The sequence below is a fragment of the Facklamia sp. P13055 genome, from assembly GCF_050409445.1.
Taxonomy (GTDB): Bacteria; Bacillota; Bacilli; order Lactobacillales; family Aerococcaceae; genus Facklamia.
On record NZ_JBNUPL010000004.1, the window covers coordinates 74580 to 96956 of the forward strand.

21 protein-coding genes and 1 pseudogene are annotated in these 22377 nt (G+C 34.6%); 5 read left to right on the forward strand and 17 right to left on the reverse strand.

Features of this window, described 5'->3' with window-relative positions; all coding sequences use genetic code 11:
• Window positions 1–22 precede the first annotated feature (22 nt).
• From ACQV2O_RS02760 to ACQV2O_RS02780, 5 genes are all read right to left on the reverse strand, one after another.
• A complete protein-coding gene (locus tag ACQV2O_RS02760; RefSeq protein ID WP_428874917.1) occupies window positions 23–775 on the reverse strand; it encodes an amino acid ABC transporter ATP-binding protein in 753 nt (250 codons plus the stop codon).
• Window positions 768–2423, reverse strand: a complete 1656-nt coding sequence (locus ACQV2O_RS02765) for an ABC transporter substrate-binding protein/permease (protein WP_428874918.1) — start codon at window positions 2421–2423, stop codon at window positions 768–770. Before ACQV2O_RS02765 ends, ACQV2O_RS02760 begins: the two co-directional genes overlap by 8 nt.
• 323 nt (window positions 2424–2746) lie before the next feature.
• The gene (locus tag ACQV2O_RS02770; protein ID WP_428874919.1) at window positions 2747–4084 is read right to left on the reverse strand and encodes an aminopeptidase C; all 1338 of its coding nucleotides are present in this window, start codon (window positions 4082–4084) and stop codon (window positions 2747–2749) included.
• A gap of 567 nt (window positions 4085–4651) precedes the next feature.
• Window positions 4652–4930 carry a hypothetical protein gene (locus ACQV2O_RS02775; RefSeq protein WP_428874920.1) on the reverse strand — a complete coding sequence of 93 codons (279 nt, stop codon included), beginning with the start codon at window positions 4928–4930 and terminating at the stop codon, window positions 4652–4654.
• Between the two features lie 484 nt (window positions 4931–5414).
• Window positions 5415–6065 carry an alpha/beta hydrolase gene (locus ACQV2O_RS02780; protein ID WP_428874921.1) on the reverse strand — a complete coding sequence of 217 codons (651 nt, stop codon included), beginning with the start codon at window positions 6063–6065 and terminating at the stop codon, window positions 5415–5417.
• A 457-nt stretch (window positions 6066–6522) separates the two neighbouring features.
• Here ACQV2O_RS02780 and ACQV2O_RS02785 point away from each other — a divergent pair, with 457 nt between their 5' ends.
• From ACQV2O_RS02785 to ACQV2O_RS02800, 4 genes are all read left to right on the forward strand, one after another.
• Entirely contained in the window at window positions 6523–8385 is a 1863-nt protein-coding gene (locus ACQV2O_RS02785; RefSeq protein ID WP_428874922.1) for an alkaline phosphatase, read from the forward strand.
• Window positions 8386–8452: 67 nt separating this feature from the next.
• A complete protein-coding gene (locus ACQV2O_RS02790; protein ID WP_428874923.1) occupies window positions 8453–9157 on the forward strand; it encodes a hypothetical protein in 705 nt (234 codons plus the stop codon).
• Between the two features lie 20 nt (window positions 9158–9177).
• Window positions 9178–10233, forward strand: coding sequence for a hypothetical protein (locus ACQV2O_RS02795; protein ID WP_428874924.1), 1056 nt, complete (start codon window positions 9178–9180; stop codon window positions 10231–10233).
• A 155-nt stretch (window positions 10234–10388) separates the two neighbouring features.
• On the forward strand, window positions 10389–10688 hold the full coding sequence (locus ACQV2O_RS02800) for an antibiotic biosynthesis monooxygenase family protein (protein ID WP_428874925.1): 300 nt from the start codon (window positions 10389–10391) through the stop codon (window positions 10686–10688).
• Window positions 10689–10775: 87 nt separating this feature from the next.
• On the opposite strand, the gene ACQV2O_RS02805 is transcribed toward ACQV2O_RS02800, so the two are convergent.
• The 6 genes from ACQV2O_RS02805 to ACQV2O_RS02830 form a co-directional block, all read right to left on the reverse strand.
• Entirely contained in the window at window positions 10776–11237 is a 462-nt protein-coding gene (locus tag ACQV2O_RS02805; protein WP_428874926.1) for a peroxiredoxin family protein, read from the reverse strand.
• 288 nt (window positions 11238–11525) lie between these two features.
• Window positions 11526–12140 carry a glutathione S-transferase family protein gene (locus ACQV2O_RS02810; protein WP_428874066.1) on the reverse strand — a complete coding sequence of 205 codons (615 nt, stop codon included), beginning with the start codon at window positions 12138–12140 and terminating at the stop codon, window positions 11526–11528.
• A 120-nt stretch (window positions 12141–12260) separates the two neighbouring features.
• Window positions 12261–12998, reverse strand: coding sequence for an SDR family NAD(P)-dependent oxidoreductase (locus tag ACQV2O_RS02815; protein ID WP_428874065.1), 738 nt, complete (start codon window positions 12996–12998; stop codon window positions 12261–12263).
• Between the two features lie 11 nt (window positions 12999–13009).
• Window positions 13010–13765, reverse strand: coding sequence for an SDR family NAD(P)-dependent oxidoreductase (locus ACQV2O_RS02820; protein ID WP_428874064.1), 756 nt, complete (start codon window positions 13763–13765; stop codon window positions 13010–13012).
• A gap of 145 nt (window positions 13766–13910) precedes the next feature.
• Window positions 13911–14141, reverse strand: a complete 231-nt coding sequence (locus tag ACQV2O_RS02825) for a hypothetical protein (protein ID WP_428874063.1) — start codon at window positions 14139–14141, stop codon at window positions 13911–13913.
• 110 nt (window positions 14142–14251) lie between these two features.
• On the reverse strand, window positions 14252–15799 hold the full coding sequence (locus tag ACQV2O_RS02830) for a BCCT family transporter (RefSeq protein WP_428874927.1): 1548 nt from the start codon (window positions 15797–15799) through the stop codon (window positions 14252–14254).
• Between the two features lie 156 nt (window positions 15800–15955).
• On the opposite strand from ACQV2O_RS02830, the gene ACQV2O_RS02835 reads away from it, so the two are divergent.
• Window positions 15956–16585: a phosphatase PAP2 family protein gene (locus ACQV2O_RS02835; protein ID WP_428874061.1), complete on the forward strand. Its 630-nt coding sequence runs from the start codon at window positions 15956–15958 to the stop codon at window positions 16583–16585.
• 87 nt (window positions 16586–16672) lie between these two features.
• Here ACQV2O_RS02835 and ACQV2O_RS02840 read toward each other — a convergent pair whose 3' ends face one another.
• The 6 genes and pseudogenes from ACQV2O_RS02840 to ACQV2O_RS02865 all read right to left on the reverse strand — a co-directional run bounded on the left by ACQV2O_RS02840 (window position 16673) and on the right by ACQV2O_RS02865 (window position 21914).
• Window positions 16673–17452, reverse strand: coding sequence for a dimethylarginine dimethylaminohydrolase family protein (locus ACQV2O_RS02840; protein ID WP_428874928.1), 780 nt, complete (start codon window positions 17450–17452; stop codon window positions 16673–16675).
• 66 nt (window positions 17453–17518) lie between these two features.
• Window positions 17519–17914: a hypothetical protein gene (locus tag ACQV2O_RS02845; protein ID WP_428874929.1), complete on the reverse strand. Its 396-nt coding sequence runs from the start codon at window positions 17912–17914 to the stop codon at window positions 17519–17521.
• Between the two features lie 736 nt (window positions 17915–18650).
• On the reverse strand, window positions 18651–18794 hold the full coding sequence (locus ACQV2O_RS02850; RefSeq protein ID WP_428874058.1) for a hypothetical protein: 144 nt from the start codon (window positions 18792–18794) through the stop codon (window positions 18651–18653).
• A 514-nt stretch (window positions 18795–19308) separates the two neighbouring features.
• Window positions 19309–19491 (reverse strand): annotated as a pseudogene (locus ACQV2O_RS02855) (YdbC family protein).
• A 481-nt stretch (window positions 19492–19972) separates the two neighbouring features.
• Entirely contained in the window at window positions 19973–21322 is a 1350-nt protein-coding gene (locus ACQV2O_RS02860) for an MATE family efflux transporter (RefSeq protein ID WP_428874930.1), read from the reverse strand.
• Window positions 21285–21914, reverse strand: coding sequence for a TetR/AcrR family transcriptional regulator (locus tag ACQV2O_RS02865; protein WP_428874056.1), 630 nt, complete (start codon window positions 21912–21914; stop codon window positions 21285–21287). The genes ACQV2O_RS02860 and ACQV2O_RS02865 overlap by 38 nt, the downstream gene beginning before the upstream one ends.
• Window positions 21915–22377 lie beyond the last annotated feature (463 nt).

Sequence of the window (22377 nt, forward strand, 5' to 3'; positions counted from 1 at the left end):
CCTCTTTTAGGTCTATTAATTTTTACATTTGCTCTTTATGAAAACGACTTAGGAACAATTTAGTTCGCTCATGCTGAGGCTCATTAATCACTTGCTGGGCTAAGCCATCTTCCACAATTACACCTTTGTCCATAAAAACAACCCGACTAGAAACATCACGGGCAAAAGCCATTTCATGAGTCACTACTATCATTGTCAGACCCTCTCTTGCTAATTGGGTCATGGTATCTAATACCTCTCCTACCATTTCTGGGTCAAGCGCTGAAGTCGGCTCATCAAACAGTAATAATTCTGGATCCATTGATAAAGCCCGAGCAATAGCAACTCTTTGCTGTTGTCCACCTGACAATTGTTTAGGACGCGCATTGACATAAGGAGCCATGCCCACCTTAGTCAAGTTGGCCATAGCAATTTGCTCTGCTTCTTCTTTTGTCCGTCCCAAGATTTTAACTTGTCCAATGGCACAATTTTTCAAAACATTCATATTATTAAAAAGGTTAAACTGTTGGAAAACCATTCCCACTTCTGCTCGATAGTGATTCAAAGGGTAATGATTGGTCATCACTGACTTGCCTTTATAAAGAATATCCCCTCCGCTCGGTTGCTCTAGAAGATTGAGACATCTCAGAAGGGTTGATTTTCCTGAACCTGAAGAGCCAATAATAGAGATGACCTCTCCTTGTTTCACGCTAAAATCAATGTCTTTTAAGACTAAGTTGTCCCCAAATTTTTTAGATAAGTGAGCAATCTCTAAGATTTTATTTTCATTAGTCATGTGTTTTCACCCCCTTGACCGCTTCTGTGGATGAAGACTGAACAACTGTATAAGAATGAGAACCTGACACCTTTCTCTCAATTAAATTTAAAATACGAGTGGTCGTAAACGTTAAAACAAAATAAATCACTGAGGTAATCAAGAAGGTCTGGAAAGTCTGATAGGTCGATCCTGCGACAGACTTGGAAACAAAGAACAATTCTGTCACTGCTATAACATTTAAAACGGAAGTATCTTTGATATTAATCACAAACTCATTTCCTAAAGTTGGTAGAATCGATAAGACAGCTTGCGGTAATACCACATGTCGCATGGTTTGACCGTGGGTCATACCAATTGCTTTTGCCCCTTCATATTGTCCCTTATCCACCCCTTGAATACCTCCACGCATGACTTCAGATAGATAGGCACCTGTATTAATTGAAACAATAAATAAAGCTGCTGTCATTGAAGAAAGATCAATATCAAAGAATAGTTTTAGACCATAAAAAATTAACATGGCTTGAACCATCATCGGTGTTCCTCTAAAAATTTCGATGTAGGTAACTAAAAGAAAATCAACTACTTTAAACAAATAATAAGAAGGGCGACCTTTTTGGAACAAGTCCTTCATTGAACGGATCACTGCAATCAAGAGTCCAATCACGGACCCCACAATGGTTGCAAACAGCGCAATGAATAGAGTGTTCAAGGCACCACGAATAAATTGATTACCGTAACTAGCCCACAAAGCCTGAACATCTTGCCAAAAGCTAAGGTTTTCTTGACCTTGATTGAGTTCTACCATTTCTTTCATCAATGCTATCCGTTCCTCTTCATCAATCTGACTTAAAGCTTGATTAATTGGTTCCACCAAAGGACTTCCTTTACGTAAACCAATCGCGATTCCTGTATCTACCTGACTCAGATCAAAGCCATTCTCTTTAGTAAATTTTACATAAGTTAAGTCGGTGTTAGCAGCTACAGCAGCCATGGCTCCTGGTTCTTCCGATAAATAAGCATCAATTTTACCTGATAGGACGGAAGAAATCATGGTTGGAAAAGAATCCAAAGCTGTCCCTTTCTGGACATTAGGTATTTGATCGATTAAGCCATAATGGAAGGTATTTAGCTGAGCGGTTACTTTAGCATTTGAAAAATCTTCGATGGATTGAGCATCGACAAAATCAGAATCTTTGCGAACTACCAGGACCATCTGACTTTCATAATAATTATCAGAAAAGTCAATTTCCTTCTTACGCTCTGGTGTGACCGACATGCCAGCAATGATAGCATCTACCTTACCAGAATTTAAAGCTGGAGGTAAACCATCCCACTCTAATTTTACAATTTCTAATTCCAAACCTAACTGTTGCGCTAACTCTTGTGCGATATGGACATCATAGCCATTGCCAAACTCTCCTTTAGAGTTAGAAATAGGGAGCGCTCCATTTACTAGAGAAGGTTGCGACCAGTTAAAAGGTGAATAATTAGCTTCCATTCCTACTTTTAAAACACCAGGATCTTCAAGTCCTTCTTGGATCTGTTCACTATTAATAGTTGATAACTTCTTGTCTTCAGCACCTACAATCATTTTAACAGGCAAAAGCAATATAAACATTAAGATTAAGACACTGAGCTTTTTAAACAGTCCTTGATTCTGTTCCATTCTGATCCTCCTCGTAATTTTTACTATAAAAAATAAATATACCTTTTATAGTAAATTTGGTCAAGTTTTGAATGTATAGACTATTATTTAAAAATGTTGAATGTATAGACTATTATTAAAGCTTCTTAATAAGATAGATCGAAATGTTAATATTTTTTGTAATAGTATTTCTATTTTTTCTAAAAAAACAGATCAAAAAACTCCTTTGATTCATAATTACACATGTATAATGCTCTCTGCAAATTATACTGTCTTCATGATCTAAGGAGTTATTTGTTTATATTTAATTATTAAATTTAGGGGTTATTTTAAACTGGATCATCTTAGTTCCAATCAGCTAAAGATCCCATTGGATCCCATGGTTCTAATTCAATGACTGGTTGATTAAGAGCATCTAACCATTTTTGATCAAGGTATTTCTTATCAACAGTCACTTGATAGTTATACTCGTCAAACCATTGATCACTCATTGAGAAGATACCTTTATCGCCAGATTTTTCACCCCAACTGTTCTCAACCTTCCAATTGACTGGTTTACCATCAGCATCTAGGTCCACACCTACTAAAAGCATGGCGTGAGTTAATAAACTCTCCCCATAATCTAAGCGCTCAGCCTTATTTAATTGAGGCGCTTCAGCTAAGATAGCCTCATATTCGTATAAGTCTTTATCCATAATACCCAATTCACGATCACTCATCTTACCAACATCACAACCAAACCAAACTGGCTTGCCATCTTTGATTGAAGCAATTGCAGCTTCTTTAAGCACTTCAATTGGTGCATTAATATAAGTAATCGGATGGCCTTCGGCTACAGAGGCTAAATATTTAACAGTGAACGCCCGTCCGAAAGGCTTATCTTCAGTCGGTGCGTTGATTACACTGACTTTACCTTCTAAATCCCAACCCACATACTTATTAAAGAAATCTTGTGGTGTGATGTCTTCAATACGGTGATATTTTCCATCCTTGTCGCGATAACTGTAAGAGAACTTCTCTGGAACCTGTCCCAAGGCTTTAACTAAGATGTTGTATATAACATACAGCATATCCTCTTTCATTGCTTTCAAATCTTCTTTTGAAGCCTTATTTTGAAAAGCCGTTCTTAATTCTTTAGCAAAGGCTCTTAAACGTTTAGTAATGATTGCTACCATTTCATAAGTATTAGAAGAATGGTAAGTTTCTGGCATTACCGATTTAGGAACTGAACCATACTTTTGTAGTAAGGCTGTGAACATATCCCATTGTCCACCATCTTCGACCGGCGCTTGCAATAAATGTTGTACCACACGTGAATTTAAAGGTTCCTCTACCGTTTCAATGATAGAATCCAAGAAGAAGTTTGATTTTTCTAGCTTATCCCAGAAGAGGGTATAATTTTGCGAAAATTCAAAAGTTTCTAAATTTAACTCTTCCATTGTATTTACACGCGCACCGTTTAAGGCAGCAAACATCCAGCAACGACCGCTTTTCTTCTGATCGGTAATCTTGCCTCTTTTTGTTTCATCGGAGAAAACGAAGGTATGGTCTCTCACGGCCTCATTATTAAATGAAGCTTGATTGAACCCAACTTTAGCTACCGCATTTTCTACTGCATGATTGATCGTTTCTGCTTGATATTTTGTTTTGAATGATTGTATTAATTCTTGATTGATTGTCATAGTCATTTCCTTTCTTTAAATAAGATTTTTTAGAGTCCATTCTAATAATAGAGAACTTCTTCATTTATTCTGGCTAGTCTTTAAATATTTTTCTAAAGAATAGCTTAAAAAATAATCACTACTATTCACACCACTTCCTTTAATAACTAATCATTTTAACTAATTAATAAGATATAGGACTGGCCTTCAAAGCTTAAATCCCTTAAGAATTTATATAGAATTAGCGATTAACTAGACTTCTAAACTTACTATATAAAAACTCAATGTCACCATTAAACTTAATTAATTATATAAAGCTACAGCCATTCCCTAATAATATTTTATAACAAAATTAGATTACTTGCAATAAATTTTTAGGTTAACCTAAAATACCCTTCAGTCTATACCTTGCTAAGTCACAACATACTTTATGATCAGTCATCGAATATAGCTACAATTTAAAAATTCCAGCCACAAACCCCCCACTTGATTAAAATGAACCTTAGATCAGATATATTGTACAAAAAGTGCTCCTGGATATCCACAATCGGGTCTTACTTGACATCTTAACCTATCACCAAAGAAAATTTAATTCTCAGTGGTCATTTTGCTGATATCATTATCAAAATCTTTATTGATAGTCGTTAAGTGAAGATTGCACGATTCTAACCATCCATTAGTCTTTTGATGAAAATAATTCAAATTTCCTGCTAAGACTTGCTCAAAATACATTGCAATTCCTTCGGTAAAGAGTAACCATAAAAAATAGTTTTCACCTTGCTCAAATTGGTCAAAATTACCATATTGTTGATGATAGACATGCCCTAATTCTTGAAAAATAAGTCCATACATACGGTCTTTACTCATCCAATCTCATTCGATCATTTTTTCAATTCCCACTAGAATATAAGTTCTTCTGTCCAGTTCTACCACCCAACCTGCCCCATTACATAAACCTAAATAAAGCATAATTGTAAAATCTAGCTCTTTGCCAAATGCTTGAATAACTTTTTTATTTAACCCCCCAGTTACTTGCCTAAATGAGTCTACTACTTTGAACCGCTTTTTGCTTTCTGAAAAAGTCCTTTTTTAATGGGGAAATAATCGTTTAAAAGCTAAACTTCCCACCAACAAACACTCTTTTGGCGTCATCAGACAGTAAATCCTGATAGTTGGCTAACCATCTATCCATATATTCTTTCATAAACTGATTTGAAACTGCCCATTTACAAATAATGGATCAACTTCAGCAGTCACATTAATGATTTCCATACCAAGTCTCCTCTTATTACCTATGTCAGCATATCCTATAGATCGGATCATTGCCAAACAAAGACCAGGATAATTTAAGCTATTTACAATTAGTCATATTCAGCCAACTAGCAATTTCTTCAGCTATTTTTTCAGGTTGGTCTTGATAGATAGCATGACTCGCGTTTTCGATAATTTTCATGCTTATATTATCATTTAAATTTTTAGATCTTTTTAGCTTGGTTGGTAAAACCTCTTGAAGATCACTAATCAGAAGCAATGTAGGTGTTTTATATGCTTTACTAGTAATCGATAACTGAATCGAATGATTAAGACTCAAAAGATTCAAAACGCTCTCCTCGTTCATATATTTATAATTACCGCTAGATAGGATCTGTTTTGCATTGATCAGTTCATCTTCCAGTGATAATCCAAAATCTTCACTTGAGATAATCCCTCCATCAAGTAAAATGACTTTAGTAATATTACTTAAATGTGCAGCTAGAAAAGCAGCTATTTCACCCCCGATAGAATGCCCTATTATAACAGATGGTTTCTCCCCGATAGTATCCTTATAAAAGTTAATCAGGTCTTCTTTAGCTACTACATTGTCATTAAAGGCCTCTTCATGTCCGGGTAAATAGAGATAATTTACTCCTAAGCCTTTTTTAGACAATAATTTCAAAAAAATTTCACTCTCTTCCTTCATGCCACCAAAACCATTAATAAAATAGATACATTCTTCTAACATATTGCTCTCCTTAATCTTATCAAAAACAGATTGTTAAAGTGGTTAAATACATAAATTAATTATACAGCGATACTAAGACAACTTTCAAAGTGTTTTGAATGTTCCACAAACTTGCTCAATGGATAAAAATCATAAATTTATGGGGACTTTAACTCAACTTATAAGCAAATAATAATAATTACATTTTAACATAGTAATAGTTGCTGTGTTTAGCTTGTTTATACCGTAGCTATTATCATTTATGTTGGTCTAGTAGCCTATTGATATACCAGTTATTCATCTTTGTACTCTTGTCGCAACAATCTTATTCTCTTTTGTACAATTTGGAGTCATTTCTTAATAAATTGTTGAAAATTTACCTTACTTTTACTTAGAATTTACTAAAAATTTACAATGCTCTGCTAACTTATATCTAGATGAATAAATCATCAATAAATTATAAAGAAGGATTGAGCCAATGAAAAAAACAGTAATTCTATCATTATGTGCTTCTGTATTAATGTCAGTATGTGCCCCTACAATGACTTTTGCTAAACAAGAAGAAGGTCAATGGTCGGAACTTCCAGTAGCAACCTTGGAAGAAGGCCGTGCGTTAACTGAAGATTTATCTCTTATTTCTAAAAACCGAGCAAAATATGTCTTCTTATTTATCGGAGATGGCATGGGAAATATCCCTGTTTCTGCGGCTGAATATTACTTAGGTCCAGATAATGGTGACGAAGGTAACGGTCAAGCAGTCGCTCAACCGTTAAATTTTGCTAAATTTCCTGTTGTTGGTCTGCAAAACCCAACCGATGCTGACCATTATGTTCCGGACTCTGCTGGTACTGCTACCGCATTTGGAAATGGCGTAAAGATTGATTCAAACGTCATTGGTCTAACACCTGGCTATACCGAACAAACAGAATCAATTGCTGAAAAAGCTCAAGCTCAGGGAAAAGCCGTTGGTATCCTATCGACAGTAACTTTAAATCATGCGACTCCTGCTGCCTTCTATTCAAACGTTGAACACCGTAGAAATTATTACGAAATTGGTGAACAAATGGCTGCTTCAAACTTTGAATATTTTGCAGGGGGTTCTCTTGGTAAGCGAACAGGTGCTGAAGATGATCAAAAAGACTTATACGAGGTATTAGAAGAAAAAGGATATATGGTAGCAGATACTCAAGAAGAATTCGATACTATTACTGCTGACACTGAGAAAGTTTATGCACCTGCATCTGTTCTTTCTGAATCAGATGGTTCTTCTATGAAATATGCGATTGATCGACAAGAAGGTGAACCTACATTAGCAGATATGGTCGCTAAAGGAATTGAAGTCCTAAGCGCTAACGAAGAAGGATTCTTCATGATGACAGAATCTGGTAAGATTGACTGGGCAGAGCACGCTAATGATGCCGCAACAACTATTAAAGAAGTGATTGACTTTCAAGACTCGATCCAAGAAGCAATTGATTTCTACTATGAACATCCTGAAGAAACTTTAATCGTTGTAACTGCTGATCATCCTACCGGCGGTTTCACCATCGGAAACTCGGAAACAGGTTATAACTCTTACTTCCATTTACTAGACAATCAAAAAGTTTCTCAAGAACAATTTGATGTAATCTTTGCTAAGGCCAAAGAAGAAAATCCAGAAATGACTTTTGAAGATGCTGTTCCATTACTAGAAGAAAACTTCGGATTTATCTTTGACCTGGAAGCAGAAGAAGTTGTAAAGACTGCTGGCGAAGTCGAGAAAGCGGCTGAAGAAGGTGAAGAAGAAGCCAAAGACTTAATGTTAGTAACACCTTATGAATTAGCAGAATTACGTTATGCTTTCGAACAAACAATGAAACCATATGAAGAACGTAATCTGGGTCAAGCAGATATTATCAAAGGCTACCATGCATATGAACCATTATCAATCGCTGCTACACGTCTATTAGCACGTAAAGCTGGTTTAGCATTCACAACTGTTGACCACTCACCTGAGAAAGTTCCAGTTTTTGCAATCGGTGCTGGCGCTGCAATGTTTGAAGGTAATTTTGAAAATACAGATATTGCCTATAAGATTTTAGCAGCCATGGGATTATATGAAGGTGGCGATACTAAAATGGCTCCTTTAGAAGTAACAAAGAAGTTTTCTGGATCTATTGAGGAAAACGATAAAGAAGAAGCTTCTGAAGAAACAGTTGAAGTAGAAGAAGTTTCTGAAGAAAGTGTTGAAGAAAGTTCAGATTCTGAAACAAGTGAGGAAAGTTCTGAAGATTCATCGGTTGAAGAAAGCAGTAACTCTGAAGAAGAACCTGAAGAAGTAACTGAAAGCTCTGCTGAATAATTAATACATTAGTCACAAAAAGCACAGCTAAGATAAGGCTGTGCTTTTATTCTTTAAGGAGAATCTTATGCAACTTAAATCTATTTTAGCAAGTTTCCTTTTGTTTATTTCCCTACTCTCACCTTGTTCTCTTGTTAAAGCTGAAAGCTCAAGCATGAAAGAATTACCTTTCAGCGGATACTATCTAGCCCCTGAAGCAAGTAGTATTGAAGGATTGCTTTTTCAAGAAAACCAATTAATCATCTATATTAAAAATGAATCAAGGTATGCTCACCCTGTTTATGGACACGACCATGAAGAAAACTATGATAATGAACAGCAAGATGTGGAAAAAGATATTAAATCAAACAAAGACCATCACGATGACACCATTGATCAAGAATTTATAGAATGGTTATTCGAATTTAATGCTTACCCTTATCCAGACCTTAAGAATTATTCTATATCTGTTCAAGAGAGATATAAGAAAGAAAATAATCTTCCAATTAACTTAAAAGAAGTTTATCTAGCCATTGTAGATCAGATAACACCTGAAATGACACAAAGAAATATCTTAGACTTGATTAATCAAACGATTCCTGACATTTCATATACACAAAAAAATGATTATAATTATTTCACTATTTCCTGCCCAACTATCACTGTAAATAACGATCATTGGACCGTCCAATTATTCGGTGAAGAAATTTTTTCTTTTGTGCAACAGTCTGGACAATTAATAGATAATCATGGAAATACTTATGAATACATTGACGGAATTAAACCCAACTAATTGCTGAAAGGTGTGAACTAATGAAAAGAATATTTATTACTTTATTAATTTTAACTGCCTTAACCCTTAATCTACTTTTTCCACACGCCACTTTCGCACAAGCAGAAGCTGATGTTAAAGAAACAAACCATATGAAAGTAGACGGTCATCACCAAGGACATCACATTAAGGCTAATTTTATCCCTGATAAAATTCTTAATCCTGACGATAGTCTATATGAAGCACCAGAAAAAATTGAAAAGTACGTTGGTATATATCAAGCACAAGCAACAGTTCCTAAATTGAATCTTAACTTAGATATCATTGTCTCAATCGAAGAAAGTGGCTTATTTAATATGGCCTACTATTTTACACAACGAGAAAAAGGAGAAAGTATACGTTTCTACGTAGATGAGAATGAAACAATTGAATCTATACCCGCTCCATATCAAGACCTCGTTATCTTGACAGGAGGTCTCAAAGAGTTTGAAGGTGGCTTAGGCTCAGGCTTAATTCGTAAAACGGTGTCACCGGTAGTACTATTAAATAATCAAGGCAAACCCGAAAGCTTATATCCTTATCAATCAATGGCATATGATCTGCGAGAAAATTATCAAAATGCTAGGGTTTATCAAGACCTTGGTCTTTATATAGTAAATGATGAAATTGTGATCGATGTAAACCATTTGATTGGTCTAGATGATGAACAAGAAAATAGAATCGCATTAAAAGCTACAAGTTTTAAAAATGAAGATGCTTTCCTAGTTGAAAAGAAAACATATGAAATTCTTCAAAAAGCTTTTGATTACTATCTTGATGATTATAATGATTTTAAGCTTCAATTTAAAAATAGTAATGACTTTGTTCAAGTCATTCAAGCAATGCATTTGAAGACCAACGCCAGTTTTCCTGCCGATACTAAATTTGAACTGATCGATCCTAGTCAAGTCAATAAAGATTCTGAAAGTGCCCATACATTTGCTTTGCTCATTAATGACCAAATCTTATATTTTTATGATGGACACAAATTATTTGTTGCAAATGAAATTGAAAATAATAATAGATGCTATTCTGCAAATGAATGGCAAACGAATTAATAGTTGAAGTCACCGAAAATTAAATTCTAAAATTTTCCATCCAGCCAAACCCTATTAAATAATCAACAACTACAAATAATCCCTTGTTAGATTGAGCAAATCGATTGAAGATAAATGCCATCTTTGCTAATGTTTAAATAAAGGAGATGGTATGAATGTTTTTAGTTATGCAACATATAAAACCTAAAGTAGGCAAAACAGAAAGCATCATCAATAAATTATCGAATCGTGAAATCATAAATGATCAACCAGGTTTCATTAATTTATCAATCAGTAGAGGCATTGAAGAGGATTTAATTGTGGTTTTAGGCTCATGGAAATCACAAGAAGATTGGAAAAATTGGGAAAATTCAGAAGATCGAAAAAAATTAGACGATCCAGATGACAGTGAAATTGAATCGATGGAGTCACATAAATTAGAAATTCTAAAGGACGAAAAAATGCCTAAAAAATAATCCAATTTATCTTAAATAATTCGATAGGATTAGGAAACAAAAGAGCAAGCAGCATGTGTGCTGTTTGCTCTTTATTTAGTTAATTGATTATAAACTATCTATCAAATCTAACATCTCACTATTTTCAGGGATATCTTTCATGGAATGACCGTAGTGAATATATCTCAATTCACCCTTTTTATCTACCAACATTTGAGCTGGCATCCGTCCCATCTTAAAAAGATTTACTTCTTGACCATACAATTTTAATACCGAATGGTTTGGATCAGGTAGACCATAAAATTCTAAGTCATTTTCATGCCAGTAGTCTGCGAATTTTTTATCGTTTTCAGGACCAATGACGACAATAGCGGTGTCTCTTTTTTCAAACTGATTATAATCTTTATGCAACTGCATCATGTGCTTGCGGCAGAAAGGTCATATAAAGCCTCTGTTTAATACAAGCATTACATTTTTACTTCCTCTGAAAGCTGAAAGCTTAACTGTCTTTCCTTCGAAATCTTCTAATTCAAAGTCTGGTGCCTTTTTATTGACTTCAATACTTGCCATAAAATTCATCTCTTTCCTTTCACTGATTAAACAATATACTATTTAAAAATCACTATCTTTCAGCTTTATTAAATCAATAAAGTGGTTTAATGATTAATCTTAAAGGATTAACTTTTTATATCCACTTTAATAAAACACTTTAAATAGTTGATACATACAACTTACCACTCATTGCTTAGTCATTTTAAATATTTACAAAGCTTATTGTTATAATGTTTTTGTTTAAAAATAAGAGACATGAATTTAATTTCATGTCTCTTGTTTTTAATTTATATCAACACTTTTGACCTACTCATTAGCTTCAGTAAGAACTTTTTGAACAGCTGGATCTTCCTTAAGATGTTCTACCATACGCTTAACGTTTGGATAGTCTTTATACGTTTTTTCTAAATTCTTAGTCCAAGTTGCAAAAATGAATGCTAATGGATCAAGCACAGTACGTTTATTTTGGTAGAGGTGATTAGAATCACCAATAATATCATCAAGATGTTTGAAGTTCGCATCAATACGAGCAGGTGCTGCCGCACGAGCCATTTCAATTACATCTATGTCTTCAGATGTTGTATAACGCTGTGGGTTAAAGAACGGCCAGAATGATGGATGAATATCTGCAGAAAGGAATAGAGATGTTTCATCAAACTCAAAAACATTTTCTAACCCTTCATTAGGTCCTAAATCTTTTTCTGGAACGGAATTAGCAATGTATTGTAAAATTGCTCCTGCTTGAGTCATCGGACGATCGGCTCCAATTTCAAGAGCAGGAACCATTCCTAAAGGATTAATTTTACGATACTCAGGATCATTGTAATCCACACGAATGGTTTCATACTCAAGACCAGACCATTCTAAAGCGATCCAGCAAGCCAAGGAACAAGTACCAGGTGCATAGTATAATTTCAACATTTTATCAAACCTTTCTTTTTTTATTGATTATATTATAGCATTAAAAAGTGTCATAGGAAATAATTGAGTGAATTCGATAGCATGCTTTTAAAATAAGAGTAAGCTAGTAACTAGCTAATTTTAAACAGCAGCTGTAACTCCTCCATCAATGACAAACTCAGATCCAGTTGAATATCTTGCTTCATCGGAAGCTAAGAATACAACTAAATTAGAAACTTCTTTAGGCTGAGCCACTCGGCGCATAGGAATAGTTTCTTTAAATTTATCAACCGCTTCCTTAACACCCGGTTGTTCTAACATTGGTGTGTGTACTACACCAGGATGGACAGAATTAACGGTTATATTATATGGAGATAACTCTCTCGCTGCTGATTTCGTCATTCCTCTAACCGCAAACTTAGTGTCTGTATATCCGATCGCCCCACCTACTAAACCATTCATAGAAGAAATGTTAATTATAGAACCATACTTTTGTTGCTTCATAATAGGTGTTACGGCTTTAATACCTAAAAAGACGGAAACTTGGTTGATATTCACAATTTTCATGTAATCGTCTAATGAAACATCTTCAATTTTCATATTATAAGTGATACCTGCATTATTAACGAGCGAGTCTATCCTGCCCCATTTATCCATTGTCGCATCAATTACCTTTTTCCAGTCACTTTCCTTGGTCACATCTTGTTTAACAAATAGAACATTTTGACCAAGTTCTTTAGCAACTTCATTACCTTTTTCTTCATTAATATCAGTAATGACAACCTTAGCTCCTTCAGCTAAAGCGACCTCTGCATGCACTTTCCCCATCCCTTGAGCGCCGCCAGTAATAATTAAAACTTTACCTTCTAATCTTTCCATTTTGTTTCCTCCTAATATAATTTAATACTTCCTCCATCAACCATAAATGTTTGACCTGTGATGTAACGTGATTCATCACTTGCTAGAAAAACTGCGACTGGTGCGATATCTTTGTCAATATCACCAAATTTTTGGAGTGGAATACCTTGAACGACTTTTTCATAATATTCAGGGTTTTCAGCACGCCAAGCATCGACACCTTCAGAATAGGCTATAGGTGAAATGACATTCACATTGATACCATCTTTACCAAACTCATTCGCCATCACACGCGAAATCCCACGAATCGCTTCTTTGGCTGCTACATAAGCCCCTTGATGGTTATCACCCTTAATGGCTGCTCCTGAACCAAAATTAATGATATTTCCTTTAGTCTTTTTAAGATATGGAATAGCTAGTTGGCTCAAGAAAAAGGTAGCATAGAAACCAGACTCCATTGATAGAGCTAAATCTTCTTCTGTAATATCTAAGAAGCTCTTCATCCTTGAAGCATGAGCATTATTGACCAACACATCGATTTGATGATAGCGGTCAACAACCCCTTGAATGCACGTTTCTAAGGCTGATTTTTTAGTCAAATCAGTCTTGATAAAGAAGGTATTATATCCCTCCTCATTTAGAGAACGGCTTAAAGCCTCGCCTTTTTCTTGATTAAGATCGACGATTGCTACTTTTGCCCCTTCTCTAGCATAGGCGCGGACAATGGCTGAACCAATTCCACCAGCCCCGCCTGTTACTATTGCCACTTTATCTTTTAAGCGCTCCATTCTATTTCCCCCTTATAATTTATTTTTGAATCTGTAACATCTGCATATTTTAATCATACGCCACTTTAAGAAAATTGGCTAATAAAGCGACTCGTAAAAACGTCCTTAGGGTTGCTATAAATACATTTGTTAAAATTTTAAACAGTTAGGATAAAAATAATTTTAATCCTTTATATTTAAATTCCGTATAGGGCGGGTCATTCAGTTGAAGCATATCTTCTTGAAGCATTTCCTGTAATAAAGTGTTGATATATAAGTCACCGATCTCTGTAAGTTCTATAAAAGCTTGCAATTCTTTTTTAAAAGCATCTTGATAGCTATTCGGATCTTTTAAATAACTAATTACAAAATCTTTTTCTTCACGACTATATTCCATTTAACCCCCTCCTTCTCTATTAAAAGCATCCTCTTATCCATATTCGGTGGCAAACCAGACGGCTTAAAAAAACCTCCTGCTGATACAGGAAGTTTAAATAAGTCGCCCACTTAATCTTCATAAGATTTAAAGGGATCGTTTGAATTAGGTAATCGGTCTGGTGTAATGGTTAAGCCCATTTCTCTTTGTTCATGATTCAATTCTTTGATGAGGGATAAAATAACTAAAATAAGAATGAAAACAAAGGGTAAGGAAACGATTATTAAGACATTTTGAATAGCTAGTAAACCGCCAGACAATAGTAAGACAACCGCAATAATTGAAAGTGTAAATCCCCAAGTAATCTTAGTTCTATTATTAGGCTTGATATTACCTTCTTCCGACAACATGGCCAAAACAAAAGTCGCTGAGTCCGCTGACGTAATAAAAAATGAGACAACAAGAATAATCGCCACTAAAGAAAGAAGGCCGCTTAAAGGATAATAGTTAAAGGTTGCAAATAGCAACTGTTCGGGTTCAAAAGCTGTTAAGTCGGCTATATTCATTTGAACATTGGCTGCTAAAGTTCCAAAAGTAGAGAACCAAATAAAACTTAATAGCGTAGGAAGTAGAAGTACCACCGTTAAAAACTCACGTATGGTGCGTCCGCGCGAAATACGGGCTATAAAAATCCCCACGAAGGGCGACCATGAAGTCCACCATGCCCAATAAAACAAAGTCCAAGTATTAATCCACTCCCTCTTATCCCTATCAAAAGCGGCTGATCGAAAACTCATTTCAATAAAATTTTGTAAATAATTACCCAATGATTCTGTAAATGTGTTTAAAACACCGACAGTCGGGCCTACAATAGCGACAATGGCTAATAGACAGCCCGCTAAAAGCAGGTTTAAATTGGAAAGAATTTTAACCCCTTTTCCTAAACCTGAAATAGCAGAAAGTATAAATAAGATCGTTGTGATAATTATAATAATAATTTGGACACTATTAGAAATAGAGATATTAAACAAATAATTTAACCCTCCATTAATTTGGGCTGCGCCAAAACCAATAGTAGTTGCGACCCCAATAACAGTGGCAACAATCGTTATTGTATCCACTACTGTTCCGATCCAGCCCGTTGCTTTATTTCCTAGTAAAGGTTTTAAAGTATGAGATAATAGGTAGTTTTCTTGCTTACGAAAACCAAAGTAAGCTAGGGCAAGTGCTACCACACCATAGATCGCCCAACCATGTATCCCCCAATGGAAAAAAGTAAAGCGAAAGGCATCCGCTAACGCTTCTTGACTTCCTGCTGGAGCAATCGGAGTCGAAATAGCAAAGTGTGACAAAGGTTCTGCCGCTCCGTAAAAAACAAGCCCAATTCCCATACCAGCGGAAAACATCATAGCTACCCAAGAAGTGGTCGAATATTCAGGTTTTGAGTCGGGTTCTCCTAAACGAATCTGGCCTAAGGGACTAAGTATGAAATAAATACAAACTAATAATATTAGTGGAATGAGTAGAAGATAAAGCCAACCAAAATTGTTTGCCACCTGATCTTTTAAAATTTGTGTTCCAACACTTAATTCATTAGGAATAAAAATACCTAAAATAACTAATAAAAATGACGTTATAAGCGATGCATGATATACTGAAATTTCTTTTAACTTTTTCAAATCATTCCTCCTAAATTTATTTTAAAACAGGGCTTTTATACTATCAAAATTGACTTTGTTTGTAAAATTTACCCATTTTTCATCTTAAGACTTGTTGTTTTTGACAAGATTTTATATAGTTAATATTTATAAGTATTCAATAGAAAGGATGCCCTTATGACCAAAAAAATTATTGGTAAAATTACTAGTGCTTATTTTATCTTCACCATACTGACCACACTTTTTGTCCATTTAGGTTTAGAAATTAAAAAAAATGAATTGGTAACTTTCGATACTCCCATTCAAAGCTGGGTACGCGACCTTCAAAATCCCTTGATGGACAAAATCATGCTCTTTATTACCCACTCTTCAAGTGCCATACCAGTCTTAATTTTTTTCGCCATCATCCTTTTAATGCTTTTTAAAAAAAGAGCCTTTAATAAAATGCACTTCCTATTGATAGCTATTCCGGGAACTTTGGTTATTAATACAATTCTAAAGTTGATTTTCCAAAGAGACCGACCAGATTTGCTCAATCTTTTAGTTGAAGAAAACTTTTATTCTTTCCCATCTGGTCATGCTATGATTAGTTCTACCGCTGTCTTTGCCATAATGGTCTTATGTTGGCGTAGCAAGCACTTTTATAAAATTTTAACTTTAGGTTTAATTTATACTTTTCTAGTTGGTTATTCCCGCGTTTATCTAGGAGTACATTTCCCTTCGGATATTATAGGCGGCTGGATGATTAGTTTCGCTTGGGTGGTCTTAGCTCAAAAATTAATTTTAAACAAGAATGTGATTGAATAAAAAAGCCAGCTCAATTGTACTGACCCCTTAAACCCGAACAAGGTTTTAGGGGGTCGGTACATTGAGCAGGACTCTTTTTTAATTAGCTTAAAATCTTAAAGATAAACACGTTAAGCTACCGTCAATTTTCTTAAATTCATCAGTATTTACTACTTTTACAGGATAACCTAAACTTTCAATATGTGCTTGTGTTTTAGGGTGACCTTCAGGAACCAGCACCGTCCCATTGATATAAAGACTGTTGATGGCATAGAGTTCTTCCGCTTCAACCACATATCGCTTATATTTTTGGAAATCCTCGACCTTATTCATCACCGAACTAACTAACATATTGTTATTTTCTAAATAAATAACAAAGTCTTTTAAGTGCAGTCCTTCTGTGACCGGCACCGTTGAAGAAGTATAGCCAAACTGGCGCACAATTTGGTCAAATTGTTTAGCCCCTTCTTGATTAGTTCGATCGGATAAGCCCACATAAAAATGCTTATCTACTAGCATCACATCTCCACCCTCCATAGTTCCGGGTGCCTCAATGTAAATGATTTGATCTTCTTTATAGAAATCCTTAAGTACTTTTTTCATTTCATATTTTTCTCCATTACGCGATTCTTTGGGTGAATTAGTCACAATCGCAAACTCTGCCATAACCACAGCTGGATCTTCAACAAAACAAGAATCAGGGTATTCTTCTAAAGGCTCTAAAGCAGTGACTTTTACTCCTAATTCTTCCAATGCTTTGACATAGTTAGCGTGTTGCACCAAGGCATCTTCATAAACTGGTTGCTCTTTAGAGAACATTCCAGTCGTAATACCTTCTAACATTGATTGACTAGGTGTTCTAACGATGGCATGCGAAAATTTTAACATGTAATTCCTCCTGTTTTTTTAGTTATTGATGTGTTGGCACTATTGTATTTATTCAAGGACTTGTATTTATTTTATTTGTTCAATTAATTTGTTATCAATACTTAACAAATCAATTAGGACAATGTCTTCATGTTTGATTTCGTATAACTGATTTTCAGTCAAATCATCGATTGTTGAAGAAGAAAGAACAAATGATTCCTTGGTTTTTTCTATAATCCTACCTTGAAGTATAAAATCATTCTCGGTAGTTATAATTGATACTTGTTTATTCACTAAGATAGGCTCATTGATTGGGTCTTTTCCTTGAAATTGTTGTTCATAATCTTTGGTCAGTGAATATGGGTCGTAAAGATTAATTGATTTATTATAATCAATTATTTTTTTAAAATTTTTAAGATAGCAAGTTGAAGAAACGATATTGGATATAAATGCATTTTTCCTATATTGAAAACTCTCAATCATTCCATATTCATTAATTGAAATTAGAGTTGAGAAGTCGTCTTCAATTGCAATTAAGTATCCAAGTGAAAAATATTCTTCATTTTTGTTACTAAATTCAGAATAAATTTCTACTAATTGATTTGTTTTTAAAGTTAATTCTCATTCATTCATATAAATCAGCTCCTTAATTAGATTGCTAAATTCTCATGAAATTCACTCCCTTTTTTTAGTGGTTATAGGTGGGGTTAGTGAATGGCCGTTTGTAATCTTTCTATTATTTAGGCTTTTTAGTAAAACTTTGTAACCTATTGTCCTCCTATAAAATGAAAAAGTTCCAGCATAGGCTTTGGTTCTAGTAGGATACACTATTCCTCCAAAAACAAAGTGATGGTTTTCTAACAATGCATTATAATTCATAGCTTATCTCTTCAAATAAATCAGCTTGTTCCACTCCTGCTTTTGTCTTTTCATGCTCCTTTCTTTCAATAGATAATCTTTCAACTTTTTTCTCTAGACTCTTCCATTAATAAGTTGAACTGTCTTACACTTTCCTCTCGGAATATAGGAAGGGCAGATTGTTTATCGATATATTTTACATTTCCACTGAAACTTTGCTTTAATCGAAAGGCTTCTCCTAAACGTTCACTATAGTCGAAAATGCTAATAGGTGTGTATCTAATCGCATGCTTGATAGATAGTCTCCCAATTTTTATTTGTTCAATTTAAAGCTTTATTAAGCATCGGTATATTTAATTGGTTAAAAAGCTAGTGTCTTAAAACTATCCACCTGCAAGATGTTTGTATTTTCTTTTAATCGTTTAAGTATTGATTTATTGCCGATACCATTTAGCTCTTTGAACGATAAAATCAGCTTTGCAATCGCTCGATTCATTTTTTCCAATATTTTCACTCCAATTGATTTGTCTCATTAATTTTATCAAAAAAACGCTTTAAAGTCTTAGCTATTCATAGTTAATATTTAGAGAATCTAACTTCGGAATGACCGATATAAAAGACGCTCCTGCTGCTTAAACTCTATTTTTTGACTTACAAGCTATGAGGAGTAAAACGAAGCCATAGATAGATAGCCGTCTATATAGGAGAATGTAAATGAATTGAGAAGAACTTAGTTTATTACTAAAAGCAATCGCCGATCCTAATCGTCTCAAGATCTTAGAACTTATTTCATGTCAGGGAAAGAGAGCTAGTGAACAAGCCACGACCTATTGCTGGCATTGAGAATTTAAAAGTAGCTAATTTCAGTCCTGAAATTTCCCCTTCAAAGGTAAATTGATTAGGATTAGAAACGAAGCCTCCTAACTGTTGGCTCCATTAAACATTACGCCTAAAAAAGAGTGCCCTTCACTGATTAAAAATACCCTTTAACCGGTTAAGATTCCATTGTTTTTAATAACTCATAATTGCTTGACTTCCTCATCCGTTAAAGTAACTCCTTTGCCCATCTTATCATGATCAGGTAAACAATCTCCAAGGCCCTATTTAGCAGGACACTTATTCCATGAAAGAAGATTGAATTCTTTAGACCATCCTTTATTAGCGGAAAGACTCCCAATGGTTTCAATATTTTTGTAAGTAATAGCTGCCCTTTTAAAGTAGTCTTATTTTTAAACGAATAGCCACCCTCTGTTTCTATCCATCTTATAGTCTTCATTACCGTCATTATTATCACTAATCCTTCCAGTTTAATTTACCATAAGCCTCGATGACTAAAAACTATTATAATCAAAAGCACTTATCTCTAAGAGACAAGTGCTTGATCGTATTACGGATATTCTTTTGCTTTTAAATTTCTTTCTAAATGGGTTTCTTTCACAAGAATTATTCATCTATAGTGAGTAGTGAAACCTGAGCTAAAATTTCTTTCTAAGTACTGCTTGCCATAATCCGTCATATATAACAAAAAAATTATGCAAAGATTGGCTTTTAATGATTATTTCCATTTTAGCAGTAACATTTAGCTTTTTTGTAGAGACGTAACCATTCTTGTAATATAGATAAACTCTTAAAGAAATGAGTTGCCTTCTCCTTCCTCCGCTATTGGTTGATAGGCACTAAAAATTAAATGAATTCCGCTTGCTTAAAAGCTTTTATTTCTTGGACCATCATGGCTAAAGCAATAAGAATTACAATCAAATCAACTAGTGCTTCTGCCCACCAAACAGCCCCACTTCCAAATATTCCAGGTAAGATAAGCAAAGCTGGTACGAATAAAATAAGTTGTCTTAACAGAACAATAATCCCAGCTTTTTTACCATTGCCAATCGATTGGAAAAATGTGATTGCCATATTCATAGCTGCATAAAGTATATATACTGAGAAAAACAGTCTAAAATGCCCCACTCCACGTTGGATAATTTCTTCGCTCACGTTAAATAAACCAAATATTCTTGCAGGGAAAAATTGTGCCGGTAGGTAGAACACTAAAGATAATATAGTACCTGATAGGATAAAAATCTTCATCGTTTCTTTAACTCTTGCATACTGCTTCGCTCCAAAATTAGCCCCTATAATAGGTTGAAGGGCTTGACTCATACCCCAAAGTGGAATAAATGAGAAGCCATAAAACCTCAAGGTCGCAGCCATTAGTGTTGCCCACTCATCACTTCCATATTGAAAGGCTTGTCGATATAACAAGCTTTGTTGAACCATAAATAAAATCTGCATGAGCATAGCTGAAATACCTACCCCCACCATTTCTTTAGAAAGTTCATTAGCCTTTTTGATTTTTCCTATCTTTACAACATCACTCTTATAACGGAAATAATACAAGGTAAACCCTGCTTGAACAGATTGAGCCAAGATTGTAGCTAAGGCTGCTCCTTCTATTCCATATTCTCCCATCGCAATCATGAAAATAGGGTCAAGAATTATATTGAGAATTGCTCCAAGCCCCATTATCAGCATAGCCTTTTTTACTTGGCCTTCGCCTCGCATGACCATATTAGATGATTGAACATAATTGATAAAAAATGACCCTGCGAAAATAATTCTCACGTATCGAAGACCTAGCTCTTTGATTGCTCCACTTGCTCCTAATAAATCTAAAAAATAAGGAGATAAAAAGATTCCAAATACTGTAATCAAAAGTGATAATACAATTACCCAATAAACTAAGTTCCCCATTATCTTATCGATTTTCTCCTGATCACCTTCTCCTAAGGCTCTTGATAAAATAGAAGCACTCCCTATTCCAATCAATGTCGATACGCCATTATTTACAAAAGTAATCGGCGCAGAAACAGAGCAAGCCGTCATGGCAGCTTCTCCTAAAATATTTCCAGCAAAAATTCCATCCATCAAAGGAAACAGTCCGATAACGAGCATACCGAGTACAGCTGGAACAGCCTGATGAAACATAAGTCGAACAAGATTATCCGTTAAAAGTCTTTCTTTCATTGTTTTTTCCATTTTGTTTTCTCCCTTCTTTGAAAAGTGCTACAAACATTTTTTCTATAATTTCTTTATTTTTTTTAAAATTATCTCTAGCTTCTAAAATATCTGCCCCTAAAATCATTGAATTAATAAAATCTGTCACAAAATCATAGAGTGCATCATTCAATAAAAATTCTGGAACATTCCTTTGAAGCTGACTAAATTCTTCCCTACTTTGTGCTTTTAACTGGTTAAAGATACTATTGAGCTTTTTGCTTCTCTTTTTTTCAATTAAAAATTGGACATAAATTTCCATATATAAATTATCATCCAGTATTTTTTCGACAAGTTGTTTTGCTATAAACTCTATTTCATACCCTTGCTTGAACTCACTTAAGTTGGATTTGATTACTTCATTTCTATAATGTATCCCATCAACCATTAGGTCATGAAGAATATCAATGGTGCTTTTATAATAATGATAGAAGCCTCCTTTAGACATGGTCGTTTCGTTAATAATATCTTCCATCGTAGTATTAGCGAACCCTTTACTAACAAATACTTTTCTGGCTGCTTCTTTAATTTCATTTTTTCTTTCTTCTGGCTTTAATCGCCTAGCCGAGCACATGCAACCCCCCCTTTTTTTATATACCGACGGTATCGTCGATAATAGTTTATTATTCTTACTTTAGAGAGTCAAGAGTTTTTATAAAAAAGAATGCTCTAAATTTTACCCCCCCGTGCAAATCTCGTTCCATACAAAGAAGTAAGAAAATATTAAATAGTTTACGTCTAAATTTTTTAACGGCTTCTGAGACACTTATTAGTCGTGTCCCTTAGAGTGCGTCCTTTAATTCATTCATTGAAACAATATGGGTTGTTAAAATAGGTTGAAATACAGCTTCCTTCGTTTTTAATCGGTAGGATTATAACGCTTGAGTAAGTTTGAGACGTTTCACTTTTTTAAGCTCCTAATTGAATTGCGAATTAGGGGCTTTAGATAATACAAAAACTCATTAAACCTTTCTTCTTGACAAACTAAAAAAAATTAATATAATAATGTGTGTAAACGGTTACACATGGAGGTGTGA

What these genes read in the sequence shown, in the direction of transcription:
- ACQV2O_RS02810 (WP_428874066.1), bottom strand. Translation starts at nt 12,140, where the DNA reads ATGTTGAAATTATACTATGCACCTGGTACTTGTTCCTTGGCTTGCTGG.
- ACQV2O_RS02815 (WP_428874065.1), bottom strand. Translation starts at nt 12,998, where the DNA reads ATGGAAAGATTAGAAGGTAAAGTTTTAATTATTACTGGCGGCGCTCAA.
- ACQV2O_RS02835 (WP_428874061.1), top strand. Translation starts at nt 15,956, where the DNA reads ATGACCAAAAAAATTATTGGTAAAATTACTAGTGCTTATTTTATCTTC.
- ACQV2O_RS02840 (WP_428874928.1), bottom strand. Translation starts at nt 17,452, where the DNA reads ATGTTAAAATTTTCGCATGCCATCGTTAGAACACCTAGTCAATCAATG.
- ACQV2O_RS02800 (WP_428874925.1), top strand. Translation starts at nt 10,389, where the DNA reads ATGTTTTTAGTTATGCAACATATAAAACCTAAAGTAGGCAAAACAGAA.
- ACQV2O_RS02790 (WP_428874923.1), top strand. Translation starts at nt 8,453, where the DNA reads ATGCAACTTAAATCTATTTTAGCAAGTTTCCTTTTGTTTATTTCCCTA.
- ACQV2O_RS02795 (WP_428874924.1), top strand. Translation starts at nt 9,178, where the DNA reads ATGAAAAGAATATTTATTACTTTATTAATTTTAACTGCCTTAACCCTT.
- ACQV2O_RS02770 (WP_428874919.1), bottom strand. Translation starts at nt 4,084, where the DNA reads ATGACAATCAATCAAGAATTAATACAATCATTCAAAACAAAATATCAA.
- ACQV2O_RS02785 (WP_428874922.1), top strand. Translation starts at nt 6,523, where the DNA reads ATGAAAAAAACAGTAATTCTATCATTATGTGCTTCTGTATTAATGTCA.
- ACQV2O_RS02780 (WP_428874921.1), bottom strand. Translation starts at nt 6,065, where the DNA reads ATGTTAGAAGAATGTATCTATTTTATTAATGGTTTTGGTGGCATGAAG.
- ACQV2O_RS02825 (WP_428874063.1), bottom strand. Translation starts at nt 14,141, where the DNA reads ATGGAATATAGTCGTGAAGAAAAAGATTTTGTAATTAGTTATTTAAAA.
- ACQV2O_RS02865 (WP_428874056.1), bottom strand. Translation starts at nt 21,914, where the DNA reads ATGTGCTCGGCTAGGCGATTAAAGCCAGAAGAAAGAAAAAATGAAATT.
- ACQV2O_RS02765 (WP_428874918.1), bottom strand. Translation starts at nt 2,423, where the DNA reads ATGGAACAGAATCAAGGACTGTTTAAAAAGCTCAGTGTCTTAATCTTA.
- ACQV2O_RS02845 (WP_428874929.1), bottom strand. Translation starts at nt 17,914, where the DNA reads ATGATTGAGAGTTTTCAATATAGGAAAAATGCATTTATATCCAATATC.
- ACQV2O_RS02760 (WP_428874917.1), bottom strand. Translation starts at nt 775, where the DNA reads ATGACTAATGAAAATAAAATCTTAGAGATTGCTCACTTATCTAAAAAA.
- ACQV2O_RS02860 (WP_428874930.1), bottom strand. Translation starts at nt 21,322, where the DNA reads ATGGAAAAAACAATGAAAGAAAGACTTTTAACGGATAATCTTGTTCGA.
- ACQV2O_RS02775 (WP_428874920.1), bottom strand. Translation starts at nt 4,930, where the DNA reads ATGAGTAAAGACCGTATGTATGGACTTATTTTTCAAGAATTAGGGCAT.
- ACQV2O_RS02820 (WP_428874064.1), bottom strand. Translation starts at nt 13,765, where the DNA reads ATGGAGCGCTTAAAAGATAAAGTGGCAATAGTAACAGGCGGGGCTGGT.